Consider the following 24,685-nt stretch of genomic DNA (forward strand, 5'->3'; position numbering starts at 1 on the left):
AAGTATAGGTCTCCCCCCGATGTCCATTCGATTGGCACTCTTAAGCAGCGCGGCTGCGCTTTTGCCTTTGGCATTAGCGACGCCATCCTTGGCCCAGGTCGCGACGGTTCAGCCTGCAAATGCAACCGCGGTGCCCGTTACCTCCCAGCCGGTGGATCAGCCGGTGACCGAGGATGAGCAACCGGTTGAAGAAATCGTCGTGCGGGCCCAGCGCGGCCCAAACTCAGTCCCCGGCGATGCGGTGCCAGAAACGACCTTGGACCCGGTTGAGATCACCGCCCTTGGCGCATCAAACATTGCTGAAGTGTTGGCGGCTTTGGGTCCGCGTGCCGGTTCCGGACGCGGACGCGGCAGTGGCCCGCCCGTTATTCTGTTGAATGGTCGCCGGATCGGTAGTTTTCGCGATGTCCAAGGCCTTGCCTCAGAAGCCATCTTGCGGGTGGAGATTTTCCCGGAAGCTACGGCCCTGCAATATGGCTATTCGGCCGATCAGCGGGTTATCAACTTCATTCTGAAAGATAATTTTCGTGCGATCACCACAGAGCTCACCGCCGGCACCGCTGCTGAGGGAGAGCAGTCGCGCGGTGAAGTTGAGCTGGGCCTTTTGAGCATCGGGGCTAAAGGCCGTCTGTCAATCAATAGCGAAGTGTCCAGCCAGAACAGCGTCACGGAGGCCGATCGTGGTGTCCGTCGTGCTGCATCGCCGACGAGCACCGCTTTCCGGACTTTATTGCCCGAAACAAACGCAGCCGAGCTGGGGATCAGCTATAATCGTAATTTTGGCAAATCGATGGGGGCGACGTTTGACCTCCGTTTCGATTCCAATGAAAGCCAAAGTCTGCTGGGTCTGGCGGTAAGCCCAACAGGGCTGCCCGTTGCCAATGCATTCATTCAGCGCAATTCGCAGATTGACACGTCGCGCGCTGCCGTGACCGTCAATGGCACAACAGATGGCTGGCAATGGACAGCTACAGGTTCTGCCGATCAAACCAAGTCGGACACGAGAACCGTCTCGCCTTTGGCCGCCGCGCAAACAGCCAATTCCACCGCGACCGTCTATGAGGTCATTTACAACACCACTGGCCCAATGATTGATGTGCCTGCGGGCCCAATCCGTGGGTCGTTCCGTATTGGCTATCAAGATCGCCAGCTCGAGTCAGAATCGGTGCGTAATGGCCTAACCACCTTCACCAATCTCAGCCGCGGTGATGTTACCGGGCGCGGCAATCTCTCGATTCCGATCACCAGCCGTCGCTCTGGCTTCGGCGAGAGTTTTGGTGATCTGAGCCTGAGTGTGAATGGCTTTTATACCGATTTATCTGATTTTGGCGGATTGCAAGGCGGTGGGCTGGGCGTGAATTGGTCCCCCCTCAGCAATGTCCGCCTCTCTGTTGCCTATGATGCTTCAGAAGCTGCACCCAGCATCCAGCAATTGGGTAATCCTGTTTTGGTGACGCCGGGTTCTGCCGTCTTTGACTTCCAAAGTGGGCAGACGGTGCTGGTCAACCGCACCAGTGGCGGAAATTCGGCCCTGAAAGCCGAAAGCCGAGCCGATACCACCTTCAGCGTCAATTATTCGCCCGCCAAGTTTGAAGGCCTCGATCTGACGCTGAGCTATGCCGTAAATACGAGCGAAGACACGATCGCTTCCTTCCCTTTGCTGACCCCGGCGCTTGAGGCAGCCTATCCAAGGCGATTTGAGCGCAATAGTGCGGGCGTTCTAACTGGAATTGACCAGCGGCCGATCAATTACGACTCTGCCGACAGCACGATTTTGCGCTATGGATTCTCCTTCTCCAAAGGTTTTGGTCCCCAGATTGGGCGTGGCGCAGGTGGTCCCCCGATCGGTTTTGGCGGTGGGCAACGGCCCCCCGCACCCGCAAGTTCGACAACAACTGGCCAAGCAGGTGCCGCCGGCACTCGGCCAAATCGGCCGCAATCTGGCGACGGGCAAGCGCCTGCCGCAGCCCCTGGTCAACCCAATCAACAAACAGGTCAGCGCCCCGCTTCTGCGCCATCGTCAACACCGGCTGCGGGTGGCCCCGGGGGCTTTGGTGGTTTCGGTGGTGGACGCGGCGGTCCCCCGCCGGGTGTCTTCTTCGGCGGTTTTGGCGGTGGCGGCTTTGGCGGCGGTCCGGGTGGCGGACCAGGTGGTCAAGCAGGCCGCTGGAGCATCTCCATCTTCCATTCCATCAAGTTGGAAGACTCCATCGTTTTGGCCCCCAATCTGCCCAAGCTTGATCTGCTTGACGGGGCGGCCGTCGACGATGGCGGTGGGGCGCGCCGTCATACGGTCGAATTCAATGGGGGATGGTCCTATATGGGGATCGGCTTCCGAGCCTTTGGCGAATGGCGCGGTGAGAGCAAAATCATCGCAAGCGCAAGTGGCGTCCCAGGTGCCACCGACCTCTATTTCGACGATCAGCTCACCTTCAATCTGCGCGGCTTCTTGAATTTTGAAGCGCGGCCGCAATGGGTCAAAAAGGCACCTTTCTTGAAGGGGTCACGCCTCATTCTCCGGGTCGATAATCTGACTGACTCTGCCCAGATTGTCCGCGACTCTGCCGGCAATACACCTGAGGCCTACCAAAAGGCCTTGCTGACCCCGCGTGGCCGTTCTGTGGAGCTGAGTTTCAGAAAGCAGTTCTAGGTCGCCAAACCCAGTCTCTGCCTGCGCGCAGAGATTGACTCTTAGCCAAGCGCTCTGTAACAGCGCGCGTTCAAATTTCTTCTCGATCAAGGCGGTTGTCCGCCAGGAGTAACTGTCGTGAAACGCACGTTTCAACCATCTAACCTCGTCCGCGCTCGTCGCCATGGTTTCCGCGCCCGTATGGCCACCAAAGGCGGCCGTCTGGTTTTGGCCCGTCGTCGCGCCAAAGGCCGTAAGCGTCTGAGCGCTTAAGGGTTCCGGCGGCCTGGGCAGTCTCATGTCCGATAGTCCGCCTGCCATTATTGATCGGCTGACCATTCGTCGTCAGTTTTTGCATGTCGCTCAGGGTCGTAAGGCCGCTGGGCGATTTGTGTTATTGCAGGTCCGTCAGACTTCCGATGCAGCCGCCCAATCCAAAGGCCTCATCCGTTATGGTCTGACGGCTTCAAAGAAAGTCGGCAATGCGGTCAGCCGCAATCGGGCCCGCCGCCGTCTGCGCGCAGCGATGTTACAGCTATTGCCTCTTCATGGTCGCCCTGGTTTTGACTATGTAGCAGTCGCGCGTACTGCAACTGTGACAGTGGAATGGCCCGCCTTGCTTGACGACTTGACCACCCTGTTCTTAAGGCTGTCCGCAAAGTCTGCCTCTCCGCCTGTTACACCCGCCACAGCCACATCTTAGAAGCTGATAGCAAGGACCCCAATGTCCCCGTCTCCTATGTCTCCGCCACCCTCAGCGCCTGATACCAAGAACCTCGCAATCGCGATCGGCTTGTCGTTAGCGATCTTGCTTGGCTTCCAATATTTTTATGAGATGCCGCGCGAGAAGGCGCGTATGGCAGAGATGGCGCAAAAGCAGGAAGCCCAAGCCGCGGCGCAAAAATCTGCTGCGGCGCAACCAGCTGTCACACCCGTGCAAGCCGCGGCCGCTGCGGGACAACCTGTCAGCCGTCCCGATGCCTTGGGCTTGAGCCAACGTATCGGCATTGATGCGGACGCTGTCAGCGGGACAGTCTCGACTTTGGGTGGTCGGTTCGATGATTTGGTGCTGAAGCGCTATGATGAAACCATCAAGAAAGATTCCAAAGCGGTGACGTTGTTGCACCCGCAAGGCACGGCCGATGGCTATTATGCTTTCTTTGGCTTTACAGCTCCCGATGGCAGCGCTGGCGCTTTGCCGGGGCCTAACACGGTCTGGCAAGCCACTCCTGGCGAAAAGCTAACGCCAACGACACCCATCACCCTGACCTATAACAATGGGCAAGGCCTGACGTTTAAGCGTGTCGTGAAGGTGGATAAGAATTATCTATTCACCGTTACAGATACCGTTGTGAATGCCGGTGCGGCACCCGTGACGCTGCAGCCTTATGGCGCGATACGTCGTCATGCAAAGCCAAAAGAGCCACCGAATGGGATCAACCACGAAGGCATGGTTGGCGTATTTGATGGCAAACTGAAATTGATGAGCTACCAAAAGCTGGAGAAGGGTGAGGCTCTGCAACAAGCCAGTACCGGTGGTTGGCTCGGCATCACCGACAAATATTGGCTTTCGGCCCTGATTCCCGATCAAAAGGCCAAGGTGGACGGAGCTTACAAAGTTACCCAATTGCCGAATGAAGAAGTGTTTGAAGCCAGCTTCATTGCCGCACCTGTTGCCTTGGGTGCGGGCCAAACCTTGACCACAACCCAGCACCTCTATGCAGGCTCAAAGCGCGTGTCGGAATTGCGCACTCTTGGCCAAGAACTCGGGCTGCAGCGCTTTCAGGATGCCGTCGACTGGGGGATGTTTTGGTTCCTGACCAAGCCATTCTACGCCATGCTGATGTTCTTCAATGGCTTGATCGGCAATAATATCGGTATTGCCATTCTTATGGTCACCGTTGTGATCAAGGTCGTGACCTTCCCCTTGGTTTATTCCAGCTATAAGAGCTTTGCGAAACTGCGCGATCTCGCCCCCAAAATGGCGGAGATCAAAGAGCGCTTTGCCGCCGATGTGCAGCGTCAGCAGCAAGAGACCATGAAGCTTTATCAGACAGAGAAGATCAATCCGGTCGCGGGCTGTATTCCAGCTTTGCTACAAATGCCGATCTTCTTTGCCTTGTTTAAGGTTCTCTCGATTTCGCTAGAATTGCGTCATGCGCCCTTCTACGGCTGGATTTCTGACCTGTCGGCCAAAGATCCAACCACGATCTTCAATCTCTTCGGTCTGCTACCCTATGACCCGACGGCGATCCCCATTATCGGCACCTTCTTGGCGATTGGTGCTTGGCCAATCCTCTATGGTGTGTCGTTCTGGTTGTTGCAGAAGATGCAGCCGACCGCGACCGATCCGTTGCAGGCACAAATTTTTGCGCTCATGCCGTGGATCTTCGTCTTCGTATTCGCAGGCTTTGGTTCGGGCCTCGTGATCTATTACACTTGGTCAAACCTGCTGACGATCGTGCAGCAATATGTGATCTCGAAGCGGTCAGGTACTTCTAACCCAATTGACGAGTTCTTTGCTAAACTCGGCAAGAAAAAGACCGCCTGATTATGTCTGAACCAATGGCTCCTATGCGTGACCTCCCACCGGGGGAACGCTTGTTTCGCTTGGAGCCGCGCTTCCTGTGGGCCGCTAAGACCATGTCGGACTTGCCGCCCATGGGGGCACCCGAAGTGTGCTTTGCCGGTCGGTCCAATGTCGGCAAGTCCAGTTTGGTAAATGCCTTGGTCGGGCGCAAAGGTCTGGCCCGGGCATCGTCAGAACCTGGGCGCACCCGCGAGCTGATCTTCTTTGCCATTGCCGGCAAGGATGAGGTCGAGCGTATTCGGATTGTTGACCTACCCGGCTATGGCCATGCGGTGGCATCAAAGGCAGAGATCGCGCGCTGGAACGAGGCAACGCGTGACTTCTTGCGTGGCCGCGCCACGTTGAAGCGGGCCTTTGTTCTGGTCGACAGCCGCCATGGGTTAAAACCCAATGATCTGGACGTCATGCGCATGCTGGATAGTTCTGCCTTGTCGTATCAAATCATCCTGACAAAGGTTGATAAATTGAAGAAGGGGGAGCTGGATGCGGTTCTTGCTGTCACAAAAGAGGCCCTCAAGAAGCGTCCCGCTGCACATCCTGAGGTTCTCCCAATCTCTTCCCATGAAAACCTCGGCATTGGGCAATTACGAGAAGAAATCGCTTCCTTATCGGTAACGTAAAATTTTTCATTCAAATACAGTGTGATATTCCCCTGTTGCGCGAAAACAATCCAGCATTTGGCTCGGGCAATTGGCTCTTTCGCCTTTTTGGGACTTGAAGTCCTCACTACTCTAGATTTTCTGACTGATACCAAAGACTTGAATAAAAAAACCTCCGTTCGCTTGACCCAAAGTTAAGGAGTTTCTGCGAGATTTTACCGAAAAACGTGGGCAATTTTGTTCGGTATGGGATTCATAAACGCAATGGTGCAGTGCTTGACGCCTCTCCAAATGCTACAAACTGAGCGACGCATGCAGCCAAGCAGCTTGCGCGTGCCCGCCCGGCTGCGTTGCCCTGTTGGACTGGCTGGTACGACCTTTGAGACTGGCCTTCTGGACTGGGTGCCCATATGAGTTCGCCCGCCGCAAGCATCGATCATTTCGTCCGAACAGACTTTGCACGGGTCTTGGTTGTGGACGACGATCCCATCCTGCGTGAATTTGCCGTCTCGCACCTGACGAGCCCCAGTATCGAGGTAAGTGTTGCAGAGGATGGGCTGATTGCGCTGGAAGCTTTGCGTAAAGGTGACTTTGACGTTGCGCTCGTCGATCTCGACATGCCGAATATGAATGGCTTTGAGCTGATGGAAGCCATGGGCCGCGACCCGCGCTTGATGGGTCTGCCGGTGGTCGTAATTACCGGGCGCGACGACATGGAGGCGATTGATTTGGCCTTTGCCGCTGGCGCGACCTCCTTTGTCGTCAAGCCGATCAATTGGCGTCTGATAACCCATCAATTAGCTTATGTGCTTCGAAATAGTCGGTCTGAGGCTGCAATTCGCCAAGCCCGGGCTGCAGCCGAATCTGCCAGCAAAGCCAAAAGCATATTCCTCGCCAACATGAGCCATGAGATTCGTACGCCTCTCAATGGGGTCATTGGTTTGGCTGGGGCTTTGAGCCGGACCCCGCTCAGCGATGAGCAGTTCGAAATGGTTAGCCTCATCCGTCAATCGGGCCAGACGCTTGAGCGCTTTTTGACCGACATCCTTGACGTGTCCAAGATCGAAGCGGGCAAGTTAACCCTTCAAGTCGACACGTTCGATCTTGTCGAAGCAATCGAGGCGGCTGTGCATTTGATGCAGACAGCCGCGACAGAGAAATTCCTCAAATTCAGCTTGAGCTTTGGGGATACCGCACGCGGGCTTTTCAAAGGCGATGTTGTCCGCATTCGCCAGATCGTTTCGAACCTCGCCTCGAACGCGGTTAAGTTCACCAAAGAGGGCCAGGTTACGGTTCAGGTCGATGTGATCGAGCCCGAAGTCGATGAGGAAGTCGCGACCTTAGTCGTCAAGGTTTCCGACACGGGTATCGGGTTTGACAAAGAAGCCCGCGCCCGCTTGTTCAATCGCTTTGAACAAGCCGACGGATCGATCACCCGCCAATTTGGTGGCACAGGCCTTGGCCTGTCCATTTGTAAGGCCCTGTCAGAGATGATGGACGGCTCTATCAGCGTCGTGTCGATCCCCAACCAAGGTTCAACCTTTACCGTAAAGCTGCCGCTGAAACGGTCTATGCCACTGGATGCATTTGACATCCTACGCACGATGCAGCCTGCCGTGCCAAAGCAAAATGTGGCAGCCTCGGGCGAGGCAGAGCGCCTCTTGCGCATTCTATTGGCCGAGGATCACCCAACCAATCAACGCGTTGTGGCCATGATCTTGCAGCCCTATGGCGTGGACCTCACCGTGGTGGAAAATGGCGTGAAGGCCTTGGAGGCTTTCCAAGCGGATAAGTTTGATGTCGTTTTGATGGACATGCAGATGCCTGAAATGGATGGCTTGAAGGCGACACAGGCAATCCGTGCTTATGAATTGACCGCCAACCTCCCCCGCACACCCATTGCCATGCTCAGCGCGAATGCCATGAAAGAACATGTCGAGCAGGCCTTACAGGCCGGGTGCGACGTCCATATTGCAAAGCCTGTCACGCCTGAATCCTTGGCGAAAGGCATTGAAGCGGCTCTCGCGGGGGCCATTGCCAGCCATCAAGGTGAAAGCCCCGCTTTGGAGCGTGCCTAAGGCCCAGTTTAACTCACAAGATCGAGTTCGGGTGCTGCATGCAAATGCGTAGCTTTTGCGGGCAGATAGCAAGACACGGTAACCCCCTTGGCATTGGGAGAGGCCAAAGACACCCAGCCGCCATGTAGTTCAACAAAGCGCTTGACCAAAGCGAGACTGACGCCCGCCCGCCGGTCGCCATCGGCAAAGCCTTCAAAGGCAGATGCTTGCCGCGCCATATCAATGCCGGGCCCCGTATCGCTGACCCACAGCCGAACCGTATCGTCAAAGCGGCGCGCACCAATCGTGATGGTGTCGCCTTTGCCCGTAAAGCGCAGCGCATTGGATACCAGATTGAACAAAATCTGCCGGATGCGCGCCTTATCTGCCCGAATGATCCCAGCGCTTTCGTCGCACTCAACCACAATCCGCACTTGGTCGTTGACGGAATTGGTCCGCGCGATCTCTGCCGTGACTTCAAGGGTTTCGGCCAGATTGACGTCGCCCAAGTCTAGCGACATTTGCCCGGCATCAATCATGGCGAGGTCGAGAATATTCTCGATCAGCTTTTCAAGCTGGCTGGACGCAATGCTGATTGAGTTCAGATAATCTGACTGGGCTTCAGTCAATGTGCCGCCAACACCCGCCGCCAAGAGTTCGGCATAGCCGCCAATTGTCGTAAGCGGTGTACGCAATTGATAACTCACATTCCGCACGAACTCTGTTTTTAGGCGGTCGGCGTCTTGGAAAGCTGCCGCCTTATCGCGCAGGGCAGTTTCCACTTCGCGCGCAGCAGTCACATCGGCAAAGGCCGCCAGCGTCGCGCCATCGGGCAGGGGGCGGGTCAGCCAAGTCAGGCTCGTGCCATCGGCGCAAACAAATTCACCCTGCTTCTCTTGTCGTGAACGGGGCGAGGGATCGGAGATCCGGGCCTTTAGTTCACTCCAAAACACAGGGTCGCGATGGACCAGAATTGCACGCTCTGCAACCAAGTCAAATTCGGGTAGTGCTTCTAAGAAGCTTTGGTCGAGGCCCCACATGCGCGCAAACGCGCTATTGGCTAAGGAGAGCCGTCCATCCGCGGTAAACACCGCCACGCCTTCGCCAAGCTTGTCCAAGGTGGCGCGCTGCACCTCGATCAATGTTTTGAACCGAGCTTGCAGACCCATCTTATCGGAGATGTCCTCAAACAGGATCAACAGACCACCTGAAGGCTGGCGCTGGCGAGCCACGCGCAGAATACGACCATCAGGCATGGTCCAAGTCTCATCAGGGATCAGGCCGGGTTCCTGATAATGCGAAAGCTCTTTTGCCTTCCAAGCAGCAAAGTCGCGCGTCGCTGCAATCTTGGCTGACTGGCGTAGCCTGTCCAGCCATTCGCCGTGGGTCGGGCCATCGTTCAACCACGCATCCTCAAGGCCCCAAAGGTTAGAGAAAGCACTATTGTGCGTGGTCAAGCGGCGACTGGAGTCAAATACCGCAACCGCGTCGGTCAAATGGTTTAAGGTTTCCTCATGCGCTTTGGCTTCGCGGGCCAAGGTATCGCGCACCTCAATCTCTTCAGTCACATCAAAAGCAATGCCGGAGGCGCCGTCGTCGGCCGGAAAAAGACTGATCCGCAACATGCGACGTTTGCCATCAATCGTAACCGCTCTGGTATGGGTTGAGGCTTGGCCCTTGGCAGCTTGGGCCGCATCATCCCGCGCTTTTTGATCAAGCGCGCAATCCCGGGCGCGTGCATCTTCAAGATCTACCGCTTCAACGGCCTTCAAATACGACGTATTGGCCCATAAAAGGGCACCTTGGCTATCGGTTCGCCAAGCCGGGAAACTCGCCTGTCCAGCCCCGGCAAGATCGCCTGCAGCCGCACCGGGGGTCAGCCAGACGATGGCTTTGGCCCCGTGGGGCTTGCCCATAACTTCAAGTCCCAAAACCGATAGGGTGAAGGCTTCTCCCCGCTGACGTAAGTGCGTAAGGCGGGTGCCAAGCTCAGCCGACGCTGCAACCAAGGCTTCTAAGATATCAAAGGTACTGGGTTCTTCGGTTGGGCTTTGTGCTTTCAGATCCAAACGTTTGAGGAGCGTCGCCCGCGTTGAGGCGTCGGCCTCCTCCTCGGGTTCACCCCAGCCTTCGCCATCATCATGATCTGGCCAAACCAAGGCGACCGAGCCCGAAGCTGCAATGGCGGCACTGGCACGGGGGCTCGAAATGGGAACGCGCCTTTGCTTGCCATAGCGATAGGCCAAATAGCCGGCCACGGCCGCGGCCCCGCCCGCGGTCACGACATCACGCCCCCATTGGGCCAAAAAGGCTGACAAGTCTAATGGCACTTTCTGTACGCATCCACTCGTTTTGATTCACTTCGTTAAATCTAAGCTAAGATTGGTTAACAAAGATTAACGCCGGGCGATTGGATGCACCTTATGCACAGTTTCGGCTTAGGAGATTCCGCCGAGATAGACGTATTTGAGTTCCAAATATTCTTCGACACCGTGGTGCGATCCTTCGCGGCCTAAGCCACTTTGTTTGATGCCGCCAAACGGTACACCTTCAGACGAGGTTAGCCCCGAATTCACACCCACAATCCCCGATTCAAGCGCTTCAGCGACCCGGAAAGCACGGGCCAAATCCTTCGTATAAAAATAGGATTGAAGACCAAATGGCGTATCATTGGCAGCAGCGATTACTTCTGCCTCGGTCTTGAAGCGGAAAATCGGCGCGACCGGACCGAAGGTTTCTTCCTGTGCAAACTTCATTGAAGCGGTCACCCCCGTGATCACGGTGGGCTCAAAGAACGTGCCCCCTAGGGAGCTGACTTTGCCGCCTGTTTGGAGGCTTGCGCCTTGGGCTAAGGCATCGGCGACATGGCTTTGAACCTTGGCAAGGGCTGCCCGATTGATGAGCGGGCCCTGCGTGACGCCTTCCTCGGTCCCTGGTCCCACTTTCATGGCGGCGACTTTGGCCGTCAGTTTGGCAACGAAGGCATCATGAATGCTTTCTTGGACATAAATCCGGTTTGCACAGACGCAGGTTTGGCCCATGTTGCGGAACTTAGACGCCATTGCCCCGTCTACGGCCGCATCAATATCTGCATCATCAAAAACGATGAAAGGCGCATTTCCGCCAAGCTCAAGTCCCAGCTTTTTGACGGTATCAGCGCATTGGCGCATCAAAAGTTTGCCAATCGGGGTGGAGCCCGTAAACGACAACCCCCGTACGATCTCGCTTGAACACCAGGCTTGACCGATTGCTACGGCGTCGCCCGTCACAACGTTCAACACCCCTGCTGGCACGCCCGCCTCACAAGCTAAATCCGCGAGGGCGAGCGCGGTGAACGGGGTTTCTGGGGCGGGCTTTAGAACCATGGTGCAGCCTACTGCCAACGCGGGACCTACTTTGCGTGCAATCATGGCCGCCGGGAAATTCCAAGGCGTGATGGCTGCCACGACGCCTAAAGGCTGGCGCAAGACCATGATGCGGCCATCGGCCTTTGGTGATGGAAGCGTCTCCCCGTGGATGCGCTTGGCCTCTTCGGCAAAAAACTCAATGAAAGATGCGGCGTAAGCGATTTCGCCGCGTGCTTCGGCTAGTGGTTTGCCCTGTTCTGCTGTCAAGATCTGCGCCAAATCTTCTTGGTTGGCCATGATCAGGTCAAACCATTTGCGTAGAATGGCGCTTCTTTCTTTCGCTGTTTGGCTGCGCCAAGCAGGTAAAGCGGCATTGGCCGCGGCGACAGCTTCTTCGGCCGCCTCGTGACCCAGTCTGGGGACTTTGCCCAAAACAGCCCCGGTTGCGGGGTTGAAAATTTCTTCATCGCCGTCGCCGATCCATTGGCCATCAATGAGACATTGGGTACGGAGCAGGCGTGGATTAGAGAGCTTCACGTTTTGGCCTCCTCAGCCGTGGCATCGCATCACGGTAGTTTATCTCGAAGCGCATACCAAGACATGGCTGCGGTCAAAAGCGGCCAGCGGAGCGCTCGGCCACCTGGGAAATGGGGTACGGGCATACGTTCCAGCACGTCATAGTCACGCTGTTGACCCAAAACACATGCCGCAAGAATGCGCCCAAAATAGGGTGCCAAAACAACGCCTTGACCCGAGTAACCAGACGCGGACAGAATGCCGGGCCGCACTTGACGCAAAAAAGGCAGTCGGGTTGGGGTGATGCCGAGTGCGCCACCCCAAGCATGGGTAACCTGAATGGCGCTGAGGCTGGGATAGATTTTGACCAGATTGCGCCGCACGAAGCTTTCAACGTCTTTCGGCCAGCTTGGCGTGTATTTTTCACCCCCGCCAAATATCAAGCGATGATCGGCTGTCTTGCGCCAATAATTGACGACAAAGCGCGTATCCATCGCCGAATCATGGTGCGGCAAAATTGGGCTGGCGATCGGTAAGGGCTCGGTTGCGACGACAAAGCTGCCGATTGGCAGAACCCGCGCTTCAACATCGGGTTCTATGCCATCCAAATAGCCATCGCCGCACAAGAGGATATGCTCCGCGACGACCCGACCATTTGCGGTTCTGGCAAATCGCTTGCGGCCCTTGACCCCAATTTCAAGGACGCGGCTGTTCTCATGCAGATCTGCTTTGGCGACGAGGGCCGCTTGCGTCAGGCCATAGAGGAGCTTGAGTGGGTGCAGGTGCCCAGCCGATGGGTCGCGCCAGCCGCCATGGTATGCAGAGGTTCCAAGCGCCTCCTCAACTTGCTCGCGATCCAGCCGCTGGGGCCGTTCATAGCCATACGCGCGCGCCATAAAGTCCGCGTCTTCATCCAAGTCTCGCATCAGGCCCGGAGTGTGCGCGGCAAAGATTTGCCCCGGAGCCCAATCTGCCTCAATTTGCAAATCCCCCATACGTGCCAGAAGGTCTGCTTTGGCATCCTCGGCGAGTAACCATAGCTTACGCGCATCCTCGCGGCCCATGCGTGCTTCAAGCCATTTCTGGTCATGCCGCCAGCCAGAACAGGTAAGGCCACCATTTCGGCCAGAAGCACCCGCACCAACTTCGTTGGCTTCAAGAACAACAACTTTTAGTCCGGCTTTGGCCAGATCAAGCGCTGCTGATATGCCGGTAAAGCCCGCCCCTACGATAACTACATCTGCCCACACTTCCCCAATAAGGGGTATGGTGCGGGCAAAGGGACGCTTTGCTGATGCGTGATACCACGTGGTGGGCGCACTGGCTGCAGAGCAAACATGACGCGAAGGAGAATGCACGGCTGTCATTTGTTATAACAAATGAACCATCCAGGCATTTAGGTCAAGCAGCTCTAAGCCCGTAACCTCAAGCTTTGGGGCCGAATAAGCCCTTCACGCGGCCAAAGGCGGGGACCAAGGCTTTATGGGCGATTGGTTCGACAATCGCGCCAATAACCAAGCCAATTACTGCAGCAATTGCCGCGCTCACGAGCCAGGTCACAAAGCCTGACAGCGCTGGGACACTTGCCGCCACCGACGTCGCGAACCCATGGATCACCTTCTCGGGTGTGGGGTAGCCAAGCTCATAGAGGCCATGCACCATAATGCCGCCGCCAACCCACAGCATGGCAACCATGCCAATGTAGCTGAGGACCTTCAAAAACACGGGCATGCCTAAAACGAGGCCGCGCCCAAAGGCTGCAATCGCGCCATTGGCAGAGCGCGCCATGGCCGCACCTGCATCGTCCGCCTTCACGATCAGTGCGACGGCCCCATAGACCAAGGCCGTCATGCCGATGCCGACAACGGCCAATACGCCACCCTGCAACCAAAGTGGCGCGGTTGCGACGGTGGATAGCGTAATGGCCATGATTTCTGCGGATAGAATGAAATCGGTCCTGATTGCACTGGCCACTTTCTCATTCTCAAGCTCAAGAGAGGTCTTGTCACCCGCATCTGTGGCGTCATCCTCGCCGTGGTCGTCATGGGGGCGGACAAGGTCCATTACCTTCTCATAGCCTTCCATGCACAGATAGGCTCCGCCCAACATCAAGAGCGGTGTGATAATCCAAGGGGCAAAGAAGCTTAGGAACAGGGCACCCGGCAGCAGGATGATCATCTTGTTTTTAAGCGAGCCCCAAGCAATCTTGCCAATGATGGGGAGCTCGCGTTCCGAGGCAAAGCCAACGACATAGCGCGGCGTAACAGCAGCATCGTCAATCACAATGCCAGCCGCTTTTCCTGCGGCCTTGCTACCGGCCTTTGCCGCTTGAGCCGCTGCATCATCCAAGCTTGCTGCCGCAATTTTCGCGATCGCTGTGACATCGTCCAACAGCGCCAATAATCCTGAGCTCAAATCATTACCCCCAAAAAGGACCCCTAGAGCCCAAGATATAGGCCGTTTTGGGCCTAAGCGCTATGTCCCGCGGCATGCATTATCGCGTTAAATCCCCTTTCAACCACTTTTGGCCGTCCCAAAGGGGTGAAGCATTACTAGCAACCTAAACTGGGGCCCAAAGAAGTGACCTGATTGAATGTCGGACTTGTGACCTTCGGTCGCCAGCCCCAAGCGCTTCAAAGCCTTGCAGGCAGGCCTTTGGCTCGCTAACCAAAGCCGAGAAAGGCTGCTTGATGACCAAATCAAATCCGGGACTATTTTTTGAAGATTTCCATGTCGGCATGGTTTTGCGGCACGCGACCCCAAAGACTGTCACAGAGGGCGATGTCGCGCTTTATACCGCGCTAACAGGCTCGCGCTATGCGCTTTATAGCTCAGATGCCTTTGCGCGTGACGGTGACTTAGATGCCGCACCCATTGACCCTCTCTTGGTGTTTCATACGGTGTTTGGCAAAACAGTTCCCGACATCAGCCTAAATGCGGTCGCGAATTTGGGCTATGCGGATGGTCGTTTCCTTGGCCCCGTCTTCCCCGGCGATACCTTGTCGGCCATTTCTGAAGTCATTGGCGTTAAAGAAAACTCCAATGGCAAGACAGGCGTTGTTTACGTCCGGACGACCGGCTTCAATCAGCAGGGCGAAGCCATCCTCACGTATGTTCGTTGGGTGATGGTCCATAAGGGCGACCCCAGCGCGCCAGCGCCAACGCCGGTTATCCCGCAATTGCCCGCCTTCGTTGCGCCCCATGATTTACCAGCTCCCGTTCCGGCTTGGTCTGGGACTTATGATTCTGAATTGGCAGGCTCGCCCTACGCGTTTGAAGATTATCAGATCGGGGAATGCATCGACCATGTTGATGGGATGACGGTCGAAGAGGCCGAGCACCAGATTGCGACGCGCCTGTATCAAAACACGGCAAAGGTGCATTTTGACTCTGTCGCCCAAGCCCAATCCAAACAAGGTAAGCGGTTGATTTATGGCGGTGTTGTGATCTCAATCGCGCGTGCCTTGGCATTTAATGGACTGGCCAATGCTGCCGAAATTCTGGCCATTAATGCCGGAAGGCACATCAATCCTTTGTTCGCCGGCGATACGATTTATGCGTGGAGCGAGGTTCTCGACAAAGCGCTGTTAAGCAATGGCCATGGTGCCCTGCGGCTGCGCTTGATTGCGACAAAAAATGTCTCAGCCTATGATTTCCAAGGACCTGAAAGCCCCGACGCTATCCTAGAGTTTGACTATTGGGCTGCGATCCCGCTGCGATCGAGTTTCATCAGCTAAATGGCATTCTCACTCGACCCGAGACTAGAGGCCGATACGCTTTTTGTGGCGCAATCTTGCTTGTGCGACGTGCGGCTGATGAATGACTCGCGCTATCGGTGGCTGGTGCTGGTGCCGCGTGTCGTTGGTGCTGTGGAATTGTTTGATTTGACGCCAGAAGATGGGCAGCAGGCGTGGAAGGAAATCCTAGCACTCGGCAGTTTGGTCGGCGGCCTGCCGGGGGTTGATAAGGTCAATATTGGCGCTCTGGGCAATATGGTGCGCCAACTTCATATCCATATCGTTGGTCGGCATGTGGGCGATCCAGCTTGGCCCGGACCAGTTTGGGGGCATAGCCCGGCTAAGCCCTATAGCTCTGACGAGGCCGCGGCCTGGATCAATCGTGTCGCAACATTCGTGTCGAGCCTCGATTAAGCCCTATATTCATCGCGTCAAAATCCTGTCATGACGTCCGTCACACCAGTTTGCCGCCTTCTTTTGTGATTGATATGAACCAGCCTGACAGAATGATTTCACGGGTTCCAGATGCGCTTGTTGTTGCGCTTGAGGCATTGGCGCGGCGCGCGGGTGGCGCGATACTGACGGTCAAGCACAAGGGCATCCAATCACACGCAAAGTCGGACGGTTCGCCTGTTACTGCCGCCGATTTGGCCTCTAACGACATTATTCTCAAGGGTTTGACAGAGCTTTTACCCCATGTCCCAGTGATCAGCGAAGAAGGGGAGGACGGTCCCAAAGTTCTTGCCAATCCAGACGGGGATTTTCTGCTGATTGATCCCCTCGACGGTACGCGCGAGTTTGTGTCAGGCGACCCCGATTACACCGTCAACATCGCTCTTTTGACTGGTCGCAGGCCGGCCGTGGCGGTGGTTTATATGCCGGAAACTGGCGTCTCCTGGGTCGGAGATTGTCGGATGGCTTCTCGCGGTGCGTGGCGCCTCGACCCTCAAGGCACTTGGCACCCAATTAAAACACGTGAGGCTGAAGATAGCCTCTCAGTTTTGGCCTCACGCTCGCATCCAGATTCGGCGACTGAGGCCTTTTTGAAAAAAATCCACGTCAGGGAACTTGTGCGCCGAGGTTCTTCCTTAAAGTTCTGCTTGATCGCTGAAGGTCAAGGCGACCTTTATCCCCGCTTTGGACCGACCATGGAATGGGACACGGCAGCCGGGGATGGCGTTTTGACCGCGGCAGGCGGGGCCATGTTGGACCTAAATGGCCAAGCATTCCACTATGGGAAGATCCAAGAAGAATGCAGAAATTGCGGCTTTATGGCGATGGGTGACCCCAGTTTGGCCGCGACGCTCTTTTAAGCTGCTGCGCGTTCCTGTTTGGCTCGCCGTTCGTTCAAGGCATGGGTATAGAAGCCCGCTACCCAAGCGGCAACCACATCCCCATCAAGCGGCGCGTTGAGGCTTGCCAAAGCAGCATCGGCCATATCCTCAGAAAAGCGCGTGCCCCGTCGCGAGCGAATAAGCGCATCGGCAAATCGCGGGCAGAACTCCGGATGGCCTTGAAACGATAAAGCAGGCACATCGTCATAAACCAAAGCCGCATAAGGCGTGAAATCCGATTGCGCGATGACGCGAGCCGTCTTGGGCGGTTCCAGCACTTGGTCTTGGTGACTGACCGCTAAGTGTAGGCGCTGTCGAGTTCCGCCCATCCAAGGCTCTTCGGCGGCGACGTGATAGGTATGGCGGCCTAGGCCCCAGCCTTGGGGGGCCTTATGCGCCCGCCCACCAAAAGCTTCTGCCATGAGCTGGTGGCCAAAACAAATGCCAACTTGCGGGACTTTATGTTCACCGGCGCGCTGGATCCAAGTTTTCAGTTCGGCAATCCAAGCAAAATCATCATACACACCCGCGGGCGATCCTGTGATCAGCGCGGCTTCGACCTCGCCCGGATTTGGTAAGGCTTGCCCGTCCAGAACCTGCACGACCTCGCAAGTGAGGGCTGGGATATGCGGGGCCAAGAGGGCTTCCAACATGGCAGGATAGGTAGGGAACGCGCCGCGAATCGGTTCAGGCGGTCGGCCGGTTTCAAAGATCGTTACATGCATGGCCATAACCTAACCTCGATTGAAGATAGTTTGCATGTAAAACATGGTTAGAAAAAGCTAACAAAGACCAAATGACGAAGGATTGGGCAGGGTTTGGCCACTTACACCAGGATAATGACCAAATTTGTTCAGACTTAAGACACATGTTGCGTTTTGGGACATCAACTAACTGTCAACCACGTATTTTTCCTCTTTCGCAACCAAACAATTCATGGCACATTGCTTGCTAACAGGATTATGACCTTCTTTTAGGTCCCCTGCATGCGAAAAACTTTTTGGGCTCCGGCTTTCTGGCTGGGGCCTTTTTTCGTTTTTGGCCTAGGGCGTTTCTGTGGCGGTCTTCCTGCTGGATTGGAAGGTTGCGACGCTATAGAGCGCCAGTCCTGCCCAGATCAGAGCAAAGGTTATCCCATGGGCTGGGGTGAAATGCTCCCCCAAAGCTAGGCCTGTGCTGAATTGTAGGGTTGGAGCCAGATATTGCAGCAGTCCTAAAGTCGTTAGCTTAAGGCCACGTGCCCCAGTTGCAAATAAAATCAATGGGATCGCAGTTGCAGGCCCCAGCAAAATCAATAAGCCTGTCATGCTCAGTGAGCCGCCCATGACAGGGCCGCCTGCCTGAATATGCCAGAAAATGATGATCAGGGCGGGCAAGAAGAGAAGAGCTGATTCCCAAAACAGGCCCGCTGCGGGCTGAACCGGGGCTAGCTTGCGAACCAAGCCATAAAGCGCGAATGAGAAGCCCAAGCCTAAGGCCACATAGGGGAAAGCACCGACCAGAAAAGTTTGGTTAAGCACGCCCAAGAGTGCCAAAGCCAAAGCGCCAATCTGCCACTTGGTCAGCTTTTCTTTAAAGAAAGCCACGCCCATACAGACATTGATCAGCGGATTGATGAAATAGCCAAGGCTCGATTCCACGATCCGATCTTGGCCAACTGCCCAGACATAAAGTAGCCAATTGCCGCCAATCAGCGCCGCAGATAAGGCCAATAGCCCTAAAGTCCGTAAACTAACCCGCAGGGAGGCAAAGCCTCCAAATACCAGAGCGGCAAGGAAAGCGCAGGGCAAAGTCCAAACAATCCGCTGGGCCGTCACTTCCAGAGGGGGGATGTGGGCAAACAAGTGCAGGAAGGCCGGCAATAGGCCCCACATGACATAGGCGGACAATGCCGCCCAAAATGCGGGTTGCAACCTTCTACGCTCAACCAGTGTCATCATTCCCCCTTCGTGCCCAGCGCTACCCCGCCAAGCACAAAGCAAAAGGGGTATTATTAGGCTATCGTGTTAGGCACTCGCCACGGTCAATTTTTTCTCGAACGCACCACGCTCGACAAGCAATTGGGCAATCTGGATCGCATTGAGTGCGGCACCTTTGCGCAGATTGTCGGCAACAACCCACATGGCCAAACCGTTCTCAACCGTCGGGTCGGTGCGGATGCGCGACACATAGACGGGGAATTCGCCGGCTGCTTCAACTGGCGTCATATAGCCACCGGCTTCACGGCGATCCATGACCACCAAACCGGGTGCTTCTTCCAAAGCTTCCCGGGCGGCTTCCTCGCTGATGGGGTTTTCAAATTCAATGTTAACCGCCTCAGAATGACCCACAAAAACGGGTACGCGCACCACAGTCGCCGTCACCTTAATGGTGGGGTCCAGCATTTTTTTGGTTTCGGCGACCAATTTGAATTCTTCGGTCGTATAGCCGTCTTCCATGAAATCGCCGCCATGCGGGATGACGTTAAAGGCAATTTGCTTTGGATAGACTTCGGTTTTCACCGGATCATTGACAAAGATGCCGCGTGTCTGGGTCCACAATTCATCCATGGCTTCTTTGCCTGTGCCAGAGACCGACTGATAGGTTGAGATCACCACGCGGGTGATCTTCGCCAAATCATGCAATGGCTTGAGGGCCACAACCAATTGCGCGGTTGAGCAATTTGGATTGGCAATGATCATTTTCTTTTTATAGCCCATGGCCGCGTCTGGATTGACCTCTGGCACGACGAGCGGAACGTCGGGGTCCATGCGCCACTGGCTGGAATTGTCGATCACCAAGCAGCCCTGCGCCGCGATCTTGGGCGACCATTCTTTCGATGTTGCACCACCGGCGCTCATCAAACAAATGTCCCACCCGGTGAAGTCAAAATAATCAAGGGCTTGGCATTTCAAAGTCTTGTCGCCAAATGAGACTTCACGACCCAAGGAACGCCTTGATGCAATCGCGGCAATCTCGGAAACAGGAAATTTCAGTTCTGCCAGCAAAGCAAGCAATTCGCGACCAACATTGCCGGTTGCACCGACGACGGCGACTTTTAAACCCATGACTTTTCTCCGTAGGGAGCCCTATTAGCCCTTTGAGCGCTAATGTCCAAGAGCAAAGGACTGTTATGAGCCCTTTGCTGCCACTTGGATCAGGCCAGACCGCGCCTTAGAGCGCGCGTAAGGCAGGTAGGCACTGATTGAGTGATTTTTCGATTGTATCGATCATAAAGTCGATTTCCGACGTGGAAACGATCAGCGGCGGGCACATGACCACGCTGTCGCGAATCCCACGAACCATCAGACCATTGGCGATACAGGCGTCACGCACCATGGGGCCTGCCTTGCCCTCTTTACCGCCGAAACGGTGGTTCGTGCCGGGTTCAGATACAATTTCGACAGCACCCAACAGACCTTGCGAACGCACTTCCCCGACCAATTCATGGCCCACCAAGCGCTGCAAGGCCTTTGCCAGATAGGGCCCGGTGGCTTCACGTGTGCGGGTGACAAGGTCTTCGCGCTCAATGATTTCCAAATTGCGCTCTGCGACCGCGCAGCACATTGGGTGCCCGGAATAGGTGTAGCCATGCACAAAGTCGCCGCCCTTTTCGCGCAGCACTTCGACAATGGCGCGCGAGGCAATCGTGGCTGAAATCGGCGCATAGCCCGACGACAATTGCTTGGCTGTGGTGATAATGTCCGGTGTAAAGCCGTAGGTATTGTGGCCAAACCACTGGCCAGTGCGGCCAAAGCCACAAATGACTTCATCGGCAACCAAGAGAATATTGTATTTGCGGCAGATTGCTTCGATCTTCTGCCAATAGCCCTTTGGCGGGATGATGACACCACCAGCGCCTTGGATGGGTTCGCCCACAAAAGCTGCGACATTATGGGCACCAACTTTTAGGATTCGGTCTTCAACCTCTTGCGCACAGCGCGTTGCAAAAGCTTCCTCATCCTCGCCAAAGCCTTCATTGAAGGCATAGGGCTGGATCACATGTTCGATCCCTGGAATGGGCAGAGATCCGATCGCGTGCATAGCGCTCATGCCGCCAAGGCTTGCGCCTGCAACTGTCGATCCATGATAGCCATTGCGTCGGCAGATAAAGATGTTTTTGTAAGGCTGGCCTTGAACCGCCCAATAATGGCGCACCATACGGAACATGGTGTCGACAGCTTCAGAGCCGGAAGAATTGAAAAACACATGCTGCAATTCGCCGCCGGTAATGCCAGCAATCTTTGCGGCCAAGCGTACGGCAGGTGCCGTCGCGGTTTTGAAGAAGCTATTATAATAAGGAAGTTCCAACATTTGCTCATAAGCAACGTCAGCCAATTCCTTGCGTCCATAGCCCACACCGACGCACCAAAGACCGGCCATGCCATCGAGATAGGATTTGCCGTCTACATCCCAGAATTTGCAGCCTTCCGCGCGCGTGATGATGCGCGACCCCCCCAAATCACGAATCTCGCCGTAATCAGCTTGGGCAGGTAGGTGGTGTGCGACATCCAAACGTCGCAGCTCAACCGCGTCATAATTACGCAAAGCTGTTGCTGGTGGGGTCATGGCTTTTGTCCTAAGCTGATCTGTTTGTTATAACAAATAGATCAGCCGGACGAACAGGGAAAGTTATTTCTGCGCCTTGGCCTGTAATTATCCACTGAGGCGGCGCATGAAAGGTTCAGGGAGGCGAGGCTTAAAAGCCTAGCGCTTTCCAAAGCCTCTGCCAAAAGCTTGGGCGGACTTGCAGGCGAACAGCCGGACGCACAACAGGCTCATTATAGTCCCGCAATTGCCGTGGGCGAAACGAGGCTTCTGCGGTGTAACGTGGTGCAGTTCTCATCGCTTTGTTCCATCTTCTGACACCTTGTGTGTCTGAAGACATTACTAGCAAGTACTGTGCCACGTGGTTAATCGCCCCTAAGCAAAAAGGCCCGCCATGTGGCGAGCCTTTTAAACTTCTATTAAATCAGTGGTGAAGCTTTAGTGACCTTAGGCCGCTGCAGATTGCTCACCCGGTGTTGGGTCGCGAAGCACGTAACCACGGCCCCAAACTGTTTCAATGTGGTGCTGGCCGTCGGCCGAAGCGGCCAATTTCTTGCGCAGTTTACAGATGAAGACGTCGATAATCTTCAATTCTGGCTCGTCCATACCGCCATAGAGGTGGTTCAGGAACATTTCCTTGGTCAAGGTCGTGCCTTTGCGCAAGGAAAGCAGTTCCAGCATTTGATATTCTTTGCCGGTCAAGTGAACGCGTTGATTGTTCACTTCCACCGTTTTCTGATCGAGGTTCACCACGATGTCGCCGGTGCGAATCATCGACTGTGAATGGCCCTTCGAGCGGCGTACCACGGCATTGATACGGGCAACCAACTCGTCCTTGTGGAAAGGCTTCGCGACGAAATCGTCTGCGCCCACGCCCAAACCACGAACCTTGGTGTCAATGTCGCTCGTCCCCGACAAGATCAGGATTGGCGTGCCGACACGAGAATTGCGCAACTGCCGCAACACGTCGAAGCCGTTCATGTCAGGCAAGGTCAAGTCCAACAAAATAATGTCGTAGTCATACAACTTGCCTAGATCGACACCTTCTTCGCCAAGGTCAGTCGTGTAGATATTGAAGCCCTCAGACTTCAGCATTAACTCAATCGACTGCGACGTCGCGCTATCGTCTTCAATTAACAGAACCCGCATGGAGCCCCCTCCGACATGCCCTAAATGGGCGGTGTAACAACCAACGACCCATGCCTAAGCTGATTTGCTTAAAGATGGTTAACCGCTTTTTGCGGCTTGTCTGACATTTTCCATATGTTGAGGCTACGTTTGCCGAATTGATCTTTACGACAGGTTAACGCGAAGCACTTCAAATGCGACTTTATCAACCATGTTCACTCATTTCTTCACATGGCGTCTTAAGTGGGACGGGTTTTAGCAGAGAAAGCAGGGCGGCAGGATGCGTCCAGACGGACATTCACGAGTGGGAGGCGGTGTGCGCTTGGCCGATTTGGCCGAAACCTTGGGGCGGCAAGACCACACGCGCTATGAAGGCCGGATCGTTGCCGTTAAAGGTCTGATGGTCGAAGCGAGCGGTCCACCCCAAGCCATGGCCTTAGGAGCACGGGCACTGGTCGAAGCTGCTGAAGGTTATGCGCGCCTCGAAATCGTTGGCTATCGCGATGGCCGCGCCCTTCTGATGCCATTTGAAACCGTTGAGGGCTTGCGTGCAGGGGCAAGCCTCGTCTTTGAGGGCACCTCGCCCATGATCGCGCCATCCTCCTCTTGGTTGGGTCGGGTTATTGATGCGTTTGGCAACCCTGTTGATGGCGGGCCACCGGTCCCCAATGGTTCCCACCCCCGCCTGCTCAGAGGTGTTCCCCCTCCAGCACACACGCGGGTGCGCGTTGGCGAGAGGATGGAGACAGGCATTCGCGCAATCGACGCCTTTTGCGCCTTATGTCAGGGACAACGAATGGGTATTTTCGCGGGCTCAGGCGTCGGCAAATCGGTTTTAATGTCACAATTGGCCAAAGGTGCCGCCGCCGATGTCGTTGTCATTGGCCTCATTGGTGAACGTGGCCGAGAGGTCAAGGAATTCGTTGAAGACACTTTGGGCACTGAAGGTCTGCGCCGCTCAGTCGTGGTTGTGGCGACATCCGATGAAAGTAGCCTCAAGCGCCGTCAGGCCGCCTATACCACCTTGGCCGTTGCCGAGCACTTTCGCGACCAAGGGCTGCAGGTCCTGTGCCTTTTTGACAGTGTGACCCGCTTTGCCATGGCCCAACGTGAGATCGGCTTAGCCACCGGCGAACCACCAACCACGAAGGGTTATACGCCAACCGTGTTTGCCGAATTACCAAAACTTCTGGAGCGCGCAGGCCCGGGTGCCCCGACTGGTGGGGACCAAACCGGATCAATTACTGGCCTCTTCACAGTCCTTGTTGACGGCGGTGACCATGATGAGCCCGTTGCCGATGCGGTCCGCGGCATTCTCGATGGCCATTTGGTGCTCGAACGCGCCATTGCAGAACGAGGCCGTTTTCCTGCGCTCAATATTCTCAAATCTGTTTCCCGTCTGATGCCGGAATGTCATGCACCGGAGGAGCAAGTTTTGGTGCGCGACGCCAAGCGCGCCTTAGCCGCTTATTCGGATATGGAGGAATTGATCCGCCTCGGCGCGTATCGTCGCGGAGCAGACCCAGGTACGGACCGGGCGATCGCTTTGGCAGAACCATTGGAAGAGTTCCTAAGCCAAGGTAAGCAAGAGCGGACTACCTTTGCGGAGACTTTCCAGCGCCTTTCTGACATCATGGCCACGCAGAGCTAAGAAAGTCATTGAGCCTAGGGTGCAGTTTTCCTACCCGCGGGAAAATTCTACAGATCGAAAGAGCGATTTCTTAACCCACAGCGTGTACATAGGAGATGTAACGCAGGGAAAGTCATAATGAAAACCGGCTCAACGCTTATCAAATTGGCCAAGCATAAGGTCGACAGCGTACAGATGCTGATCAGTGCGGCTGAACGCACGCGCGAGGATATTGAGCGCAAGAAGGCTGATCTTTTGGTCGCTGAGAAGCGTGAGCGTGCCCGCGCGGAAGCCGATCCGGCTATGATGGGCCATTGGGTCGCTTATTCCCAAGTGCTGGTTGCACAGCGTGCCAATCTTGATGCCTCGCTTGTCGGCGTTGAAGAGCAATTGGAAGCCTTACGGGGTGACCTACAAGCAGCTTTTGAAGAGCAAAAGAAGTTCGAAATGCTCGAAGAACGCCGTTTAAGCCGGACGAATGCCTCCAAAGCCAAGCGCGAACAGGCCTTCTTGGATGAAGCCGCCATGATCCGGGCTGCCAAGCGCCACTCCGCTTAACAGCATTTGTTCTGACGTAATCGCAATGAAGGG

Annotated in this window: 21 protein-coding genes; 11 read left to right on the forward strand and 10 right to left on the reverse strand. The window is 55.6% G+C overall.

Going from position 1 to position 24,685, the window contains the following annotated elements; all coding sequences use genetic code 11:
- Positions 1–19 precede the first annotated feature (19 nt).
- The 6 genes from IOB61_RS03715 to IOB61_RS03740 all read left to right on the forward strand — a co-directional run bounded on the left by IOB61_RS03715 (position 20) and on the right by IOB61_RS03740 (position 7,896).
- Positions 20–2,650, forward strand: coding sequence for a hypothetical protein (locus tag IOB61_RS03715; RefSeq protein ID WP_290812360.1), 2,631 nt, complete (start codon positions 20–22; stop codon positions 2,648–2,650).
- 117 nt (positions 2,651–2,767) lie between these two features.
- Positions 2,768–2,902 (forward strand): 50S ribosomal protein L34, encoded by a 135-nt coding sequence (rpmH, locus tag IOB61_RS03720; protein ID WP_085341306.1) that lies wholly within the window; start codon positions 2,768–2,770, stop codon positions 2,900–2,902.
- 25 nt (positions 2,903–2,927) lie between these two features.
- Positions 2,928–3,332 (forward strand): ribonuclease P protein component, encoded by a 405-nt coding sequence (gene rnpA, locus IOB61_RS03725; RefSeq protein WP_290812364.1) that lies wholly within the window; start codon positions 2,928–2,930, stop codon positions 3,330–3,332.
- A gap of 21 nt (positions 3,333–3,353) precedes the next feature.
- Positions 3,354–5,180 (forward strand): membrane protein insertase YidC, encoded by a 1,827-nt coding sequence (gene yidC, locus IOB61_RS03730; protein WP_290812367.1) that lies wholly within the window; start codon positions 3,354–3,356, stop codon positions 5,178–5,180.
- Positions 5,181–5,182: 2 nt separating this feature from the next.
- Positions 5,183–5,839, forward strand: a complete 657-nt coding sequence (gene yihA, locus IOB61_RS03735) for a ribosome biogenesis GTP-binding protein YihA/YsxC (RefSeq protein WP_290812370.1) — start codon at positions 5,183–5,185, stop codon at positions 5,837–5,839.
- 389 nt (positions 5,840–6,228) lie between these two features.
- Positions 6,229–7,896, forward strand: coding sequence for a hybrid sensor histidine kinase/response regulator (locus IOB61_RS03740; RefSeq protein WP_290812373.1), 1,668 nt, complete (start codon positions 6,229–6,231; stop codon positions 7,894–7,896).
- An 8-nt stretch (positions 7,897–7,904) separates the two neighbouring features.
- On the opposite strand, the gene IOB61_RS03745 is transcribed toward IOB61_RS03740, so the two are convergent.
- The 4 genes from IOB61_RS03745 to IOB61_RS03760 all read right to left on the reverse strand — a co-directional run bounded on the left by IOB61_RS03745 (position 7,905) and on the right by IOB61_RS03760 (position 14,153).
- The gene (locus tag IOB61_RS03745) at positions 7,905–10,193 is read right to left on the reverse strand and encodes a PAS domain-containing sensor histidine kinase (protein WP_290812375.1); all 2,289 of its coding nucleotides are present in this window, start codon (positions 10,191–10,193) and stop codon (positions 7,905–7,907) included.
- 120 nt (positions 10,194–10,313) lie between these two features.
- Positions 10,314–11,759, reverse strand: a complete 1,446-nt coding sequence (locus IOB61_RS03750) for an NAD-dependent succinate-semialdehyde dehydrogenase (protein WP_290812377.1) — start codon at positions 11,757–11,759, stop codon at positions 10,314–10,316.
- Between the two features lie 29 nt (positions 11,760–11,788).
- The gene (locus tag IOB61_RS03755) at positions 11,789–13,096 is read right to left on the reverse strand and encodes an FAD-binding oxidoreductase (RefSeq protein WP_290812379.1); all 1,308 of its coding nucleotides are present in this window, start codon (positions 13,094–13,096) and stop codon (positions 11,789–11,791) included.
- Positions 13,097–13,163: 67 nt separating this feature from the next.
- On the reverse strand, positions 13,164–14,153 hold the full coding sequence (locus tag IOB61_RS03760) for a DUF808 domain-containing protein (RefSeq protein ID WP_290812383.1): 990 nt from the start codon (positions 14,151–14,153) through the stop codon (positions 13,164–13,166).
- A gap of 275 nt (positions 14,154–14,428) precedes the next feature.
- Here IOB61_RS03760 and IOB61_RS03765 point away from each other — a divergent pair, with 275 nt between their 5' ends.
- From IOB61_RS03765 to cysQ, 3 genes are all read left to right on the forward strand, one after another.
- The gene (locus IOB61_RS03765; protein WP_290812386.1) at positions 14,429–15,475 is read left to right on the forward strand and encodes a MaoC family dehydratase; all 1,047 of its coding nucleotides are present in this window, start codon (positions 14,429–14,431) and stop codon (positions 15,473–15,475) included.
- On the forward strand, positions 15,476–15,889 hold the full coding sequence (locus tag IOB61_RS03770; RefSeq protein WP_290812389.1) for an HIT domain-containing protein: 414 nt from the start codon (positions 15,476–15,478) through the stop codon (positions 15,887–15,889).
- A 74-nt stretch (positions 15,890–15,963) separates the two neighbouring features.
- Entirely contained in the window at positions 15,964–16,788 is an 825-nt protein-coding gene (gene cysQ, locus IOB61_RS03775) for a 3'(2'),5'-bisphosphate nucleotidase CysQ (RefSeq protein WP_290812392.1), read from the forward strand.
- Here the strand turns inward: cysQ and IOB61_RS03780 are convergent.
- The 6 genes from IOB61_RS03780 to ctrA form a co-directional block, all read right to left on the reverse strand.
- Positions 16,785–17,534 (reverse strand): gamma-glutamyl-gamma-aminobutyrate hydrolase family protein, encoded by a 750-nt coding sequence (locus IOB61_RS03780; RefSeq protein WP_290812395.1) that lies wholly within the window; start codon positions 17,532–17,534, stop codon positions 16,785–16,787. The genes cysQ and IOB61_RS03780 overlap by 4 nt on opposite strands.
- A gap of 318 nt (positions 17,535–17,852) precedes the next feature.
- Positions 17,853–18,749 carry an EamA family transporter RarD gene (gene rarD / locus IOB61_RS03785; RefSeq protein WP_290812398.1) on the reverse strand — a complete coding sequence of 299 codons (897 nt, stop codon included), beginning with the start codon at positions 18,747–18,749 and terminating at the stop codon, positions 17,853–17,855.
- Between the two features lie 66 nt (positions 18,750–18,815).
- The gene (locus IOB61_RS03790; protein WP_290812401.1) at positions 18,816–19,856 is read right to left on the reverse strand and encodes an aspartate-semialdehyde dehydrogenase; all 1,041 of its coding nucleotides are present in this window, start codon (positions 19,854–19,856) and stop codon (positions 18,816–18,818) included.
- 106 nt (positions 19,857–19,962) lie between these two features.
- The gene (locus IOB61_RS03795) at positions 19,963–21,357 is read right to left on the reverse strand and encodes an aminotransferase (protein WP_290812404.1); all 1,395 of its coding nucleotides are present in this window, start codon (positions 21,355–21,357) and stop codon (positions 19,963–19,965) included.
- Positions 21,358–21,487: 130 nt separating this feature from the next.
- A complete protein-coding gene (locus IOB61_RS03800; RefSeq protein ID WP_290812407.1) occupies positions 21,488–21,634 on the reverse strand; it encodes a hypothetical protein in 147 nt (48 codons plus the stop codon).
- Between the two features lie 149 nt (positions 21,635–21,783).
- The gene (gene ctrA, locus IOB61_RS03805; RefSeq protein WP_085341292.1) at positions 21,784–22,485 is read right to left on the reverse strand and encodes a response regulator transcription factor CtrA; all 702 of its coding nucleotides are present in this window, start codon (positions 22,483–22,485) and stop codon (positions 21,784–21,786) included.
- 259 nt (positions 22,486–22,744) lie between these two features.
- Here ctrA and fliI point away from each other — a divergent pair, with 259 nt between their 5' ends.
- Together fliI and IOB61_RS03815 are read left to right on the forward strand one after the other, a co-directional pair.
- Positions 22,745–24,115, forward strand: coding sequence for a flagellar protein export ATPase FliI (gene fliI, locus IOB61_RS03810; protein ID WP_290812410.1), 1,371 nt, complete (start codon positions 22,745–22,747; stop codon positions 24,113–24,115).
- Positions 24,116–24,232: 117 nt separating this feature from the next.
- Entirely contained in the window at positions 24,233–24,652 is a 420-nt protein-coding gene (locus IOB61_RS03815) for a flagellar export protein FliJ (protein WP_290812413.1), read from the forward strand.
- The last annotated feature ends 33 nt before the right edge of the window (positions 24,653–24,685 follow it).

Origin of the sequence: Aquidulcibacter sp. (genome assembly GCF_020253525.1) — a bacterium.
Taxonomy (GTDB): domain Bacteria; phylum Pseudomonadota; class Alphaproteobacteria; order Caulobacterales; family Aquidulcibacteraceae; genus Aquidulcibacter.

Bases quoted from the DNA above. Each gene is read 5' to 3' on its own strand.
- fliI (WP_290812410.1), top strand. From the start codon at position 22,745: ATGCGTCCAGACGGACATTCACGAGTGGGAGGCGGTGTGCGCTTGGCC.
- IOB61_RS03740 (WP_290812373.1), top strand. From the start codon at position 6,229: ATGAGTTCGCCCGCCGCAAGCATCGATCATTTCGTCCGAACAGACTTT.
- IOB61_RS03815 (WP_290812413.1), top strand. From the start codon at position 24,233: ATGAAAACCGGCTCAACGCTTATCAAATTGGCCAAGCATAAGGTCGAC.
- rnpA (WP_290812364.1), top strand. From the start codon at position 2,928: ATGTCCGATAGTCCGCCTGCCATTATTGATCGGCTGACCATTCGTCGT.
- IOB61_RS03790 (WP_290812401.1), bottom strand. From the start codon at position 19,856: ATGGGTTTAAAAGTCGCCGTCGTCGGTGCAACCGGCAATGTTGGTCGC.
- IOB61_RS03770 (WP_290812389.1), top strand. From the start codon at position 15,476: ATGGCATTCTCACTCGACCCGAGACTAGAGGCCGATACGCTTTTTGTG.
- yihA (WP_290812370.1), top strand. From the start codon at position 5,183: ATGTCTGAACCAATGGCTCCTATGCGTGACCTCCCACCGGGGGAACGC.
- IOB61_RS03800 (WP_290812407.1), bottom strand. From the start codon at position 21,634: ATGAGAACTGCACCACGTTACACCGCAGAAGCCTCGTTTCGCCCACGG.
- IOB61_RS03795 (WP_290812404.1), bottom strand. From the start codon at position 21,357: ATGACCCCACCAGCAACAGCTTTGCGTAATTATGACGCGGTTGAGCTG.
- cysQ (WP_290812392.1), top strand. From the start codon at position 15,964: ATGAACCAGCCTGACAGAATGATTTCACGGGTTCCAGATGCGCTTGTT.
- IOB61_RS03780 (WP_290812395.1), bottom strand. From the start codon at position 17,534: ATGCATGTAACGATCTTTGAAACCGGCCGACCGCCTGAACCGATTCGC.
- IOB61_RS03765 (WP_290812386.1), top strand. From the start codon at position 14,429: ATGACCAAATCAAATCCGGGACTATTTTTTGAAGATTTCCATGTCGGC.
- yidC (WP_290812367.1), top strand. From the start codon at position 3,354: ATGTCCCCGTCTCCTATGTCTCCGCCACCCTCAGCGCCTGATACCAAG.
- ctrA (WP_085341292.1), bottom strand. From the start codon at position 22,485: ATGCGGGTTCTGTTAATTGAAGACGATAGCGCGACGTCGCAGTCGATT.
- rarD (WP_290812398.1), bottom strand. From the start codon at position 18,749: ATGATGACACTGGTTGAGCGTAGAAGGTTGCAACCCGCATTTTGGGCG.
- IOB61_RS03715 (WP_290812360.1), top strand. From the start codon at position 20: ATGTCCATTCGATTGGCACTCTTAAGCAGCGCGGCTGCGCTTTTGCCT.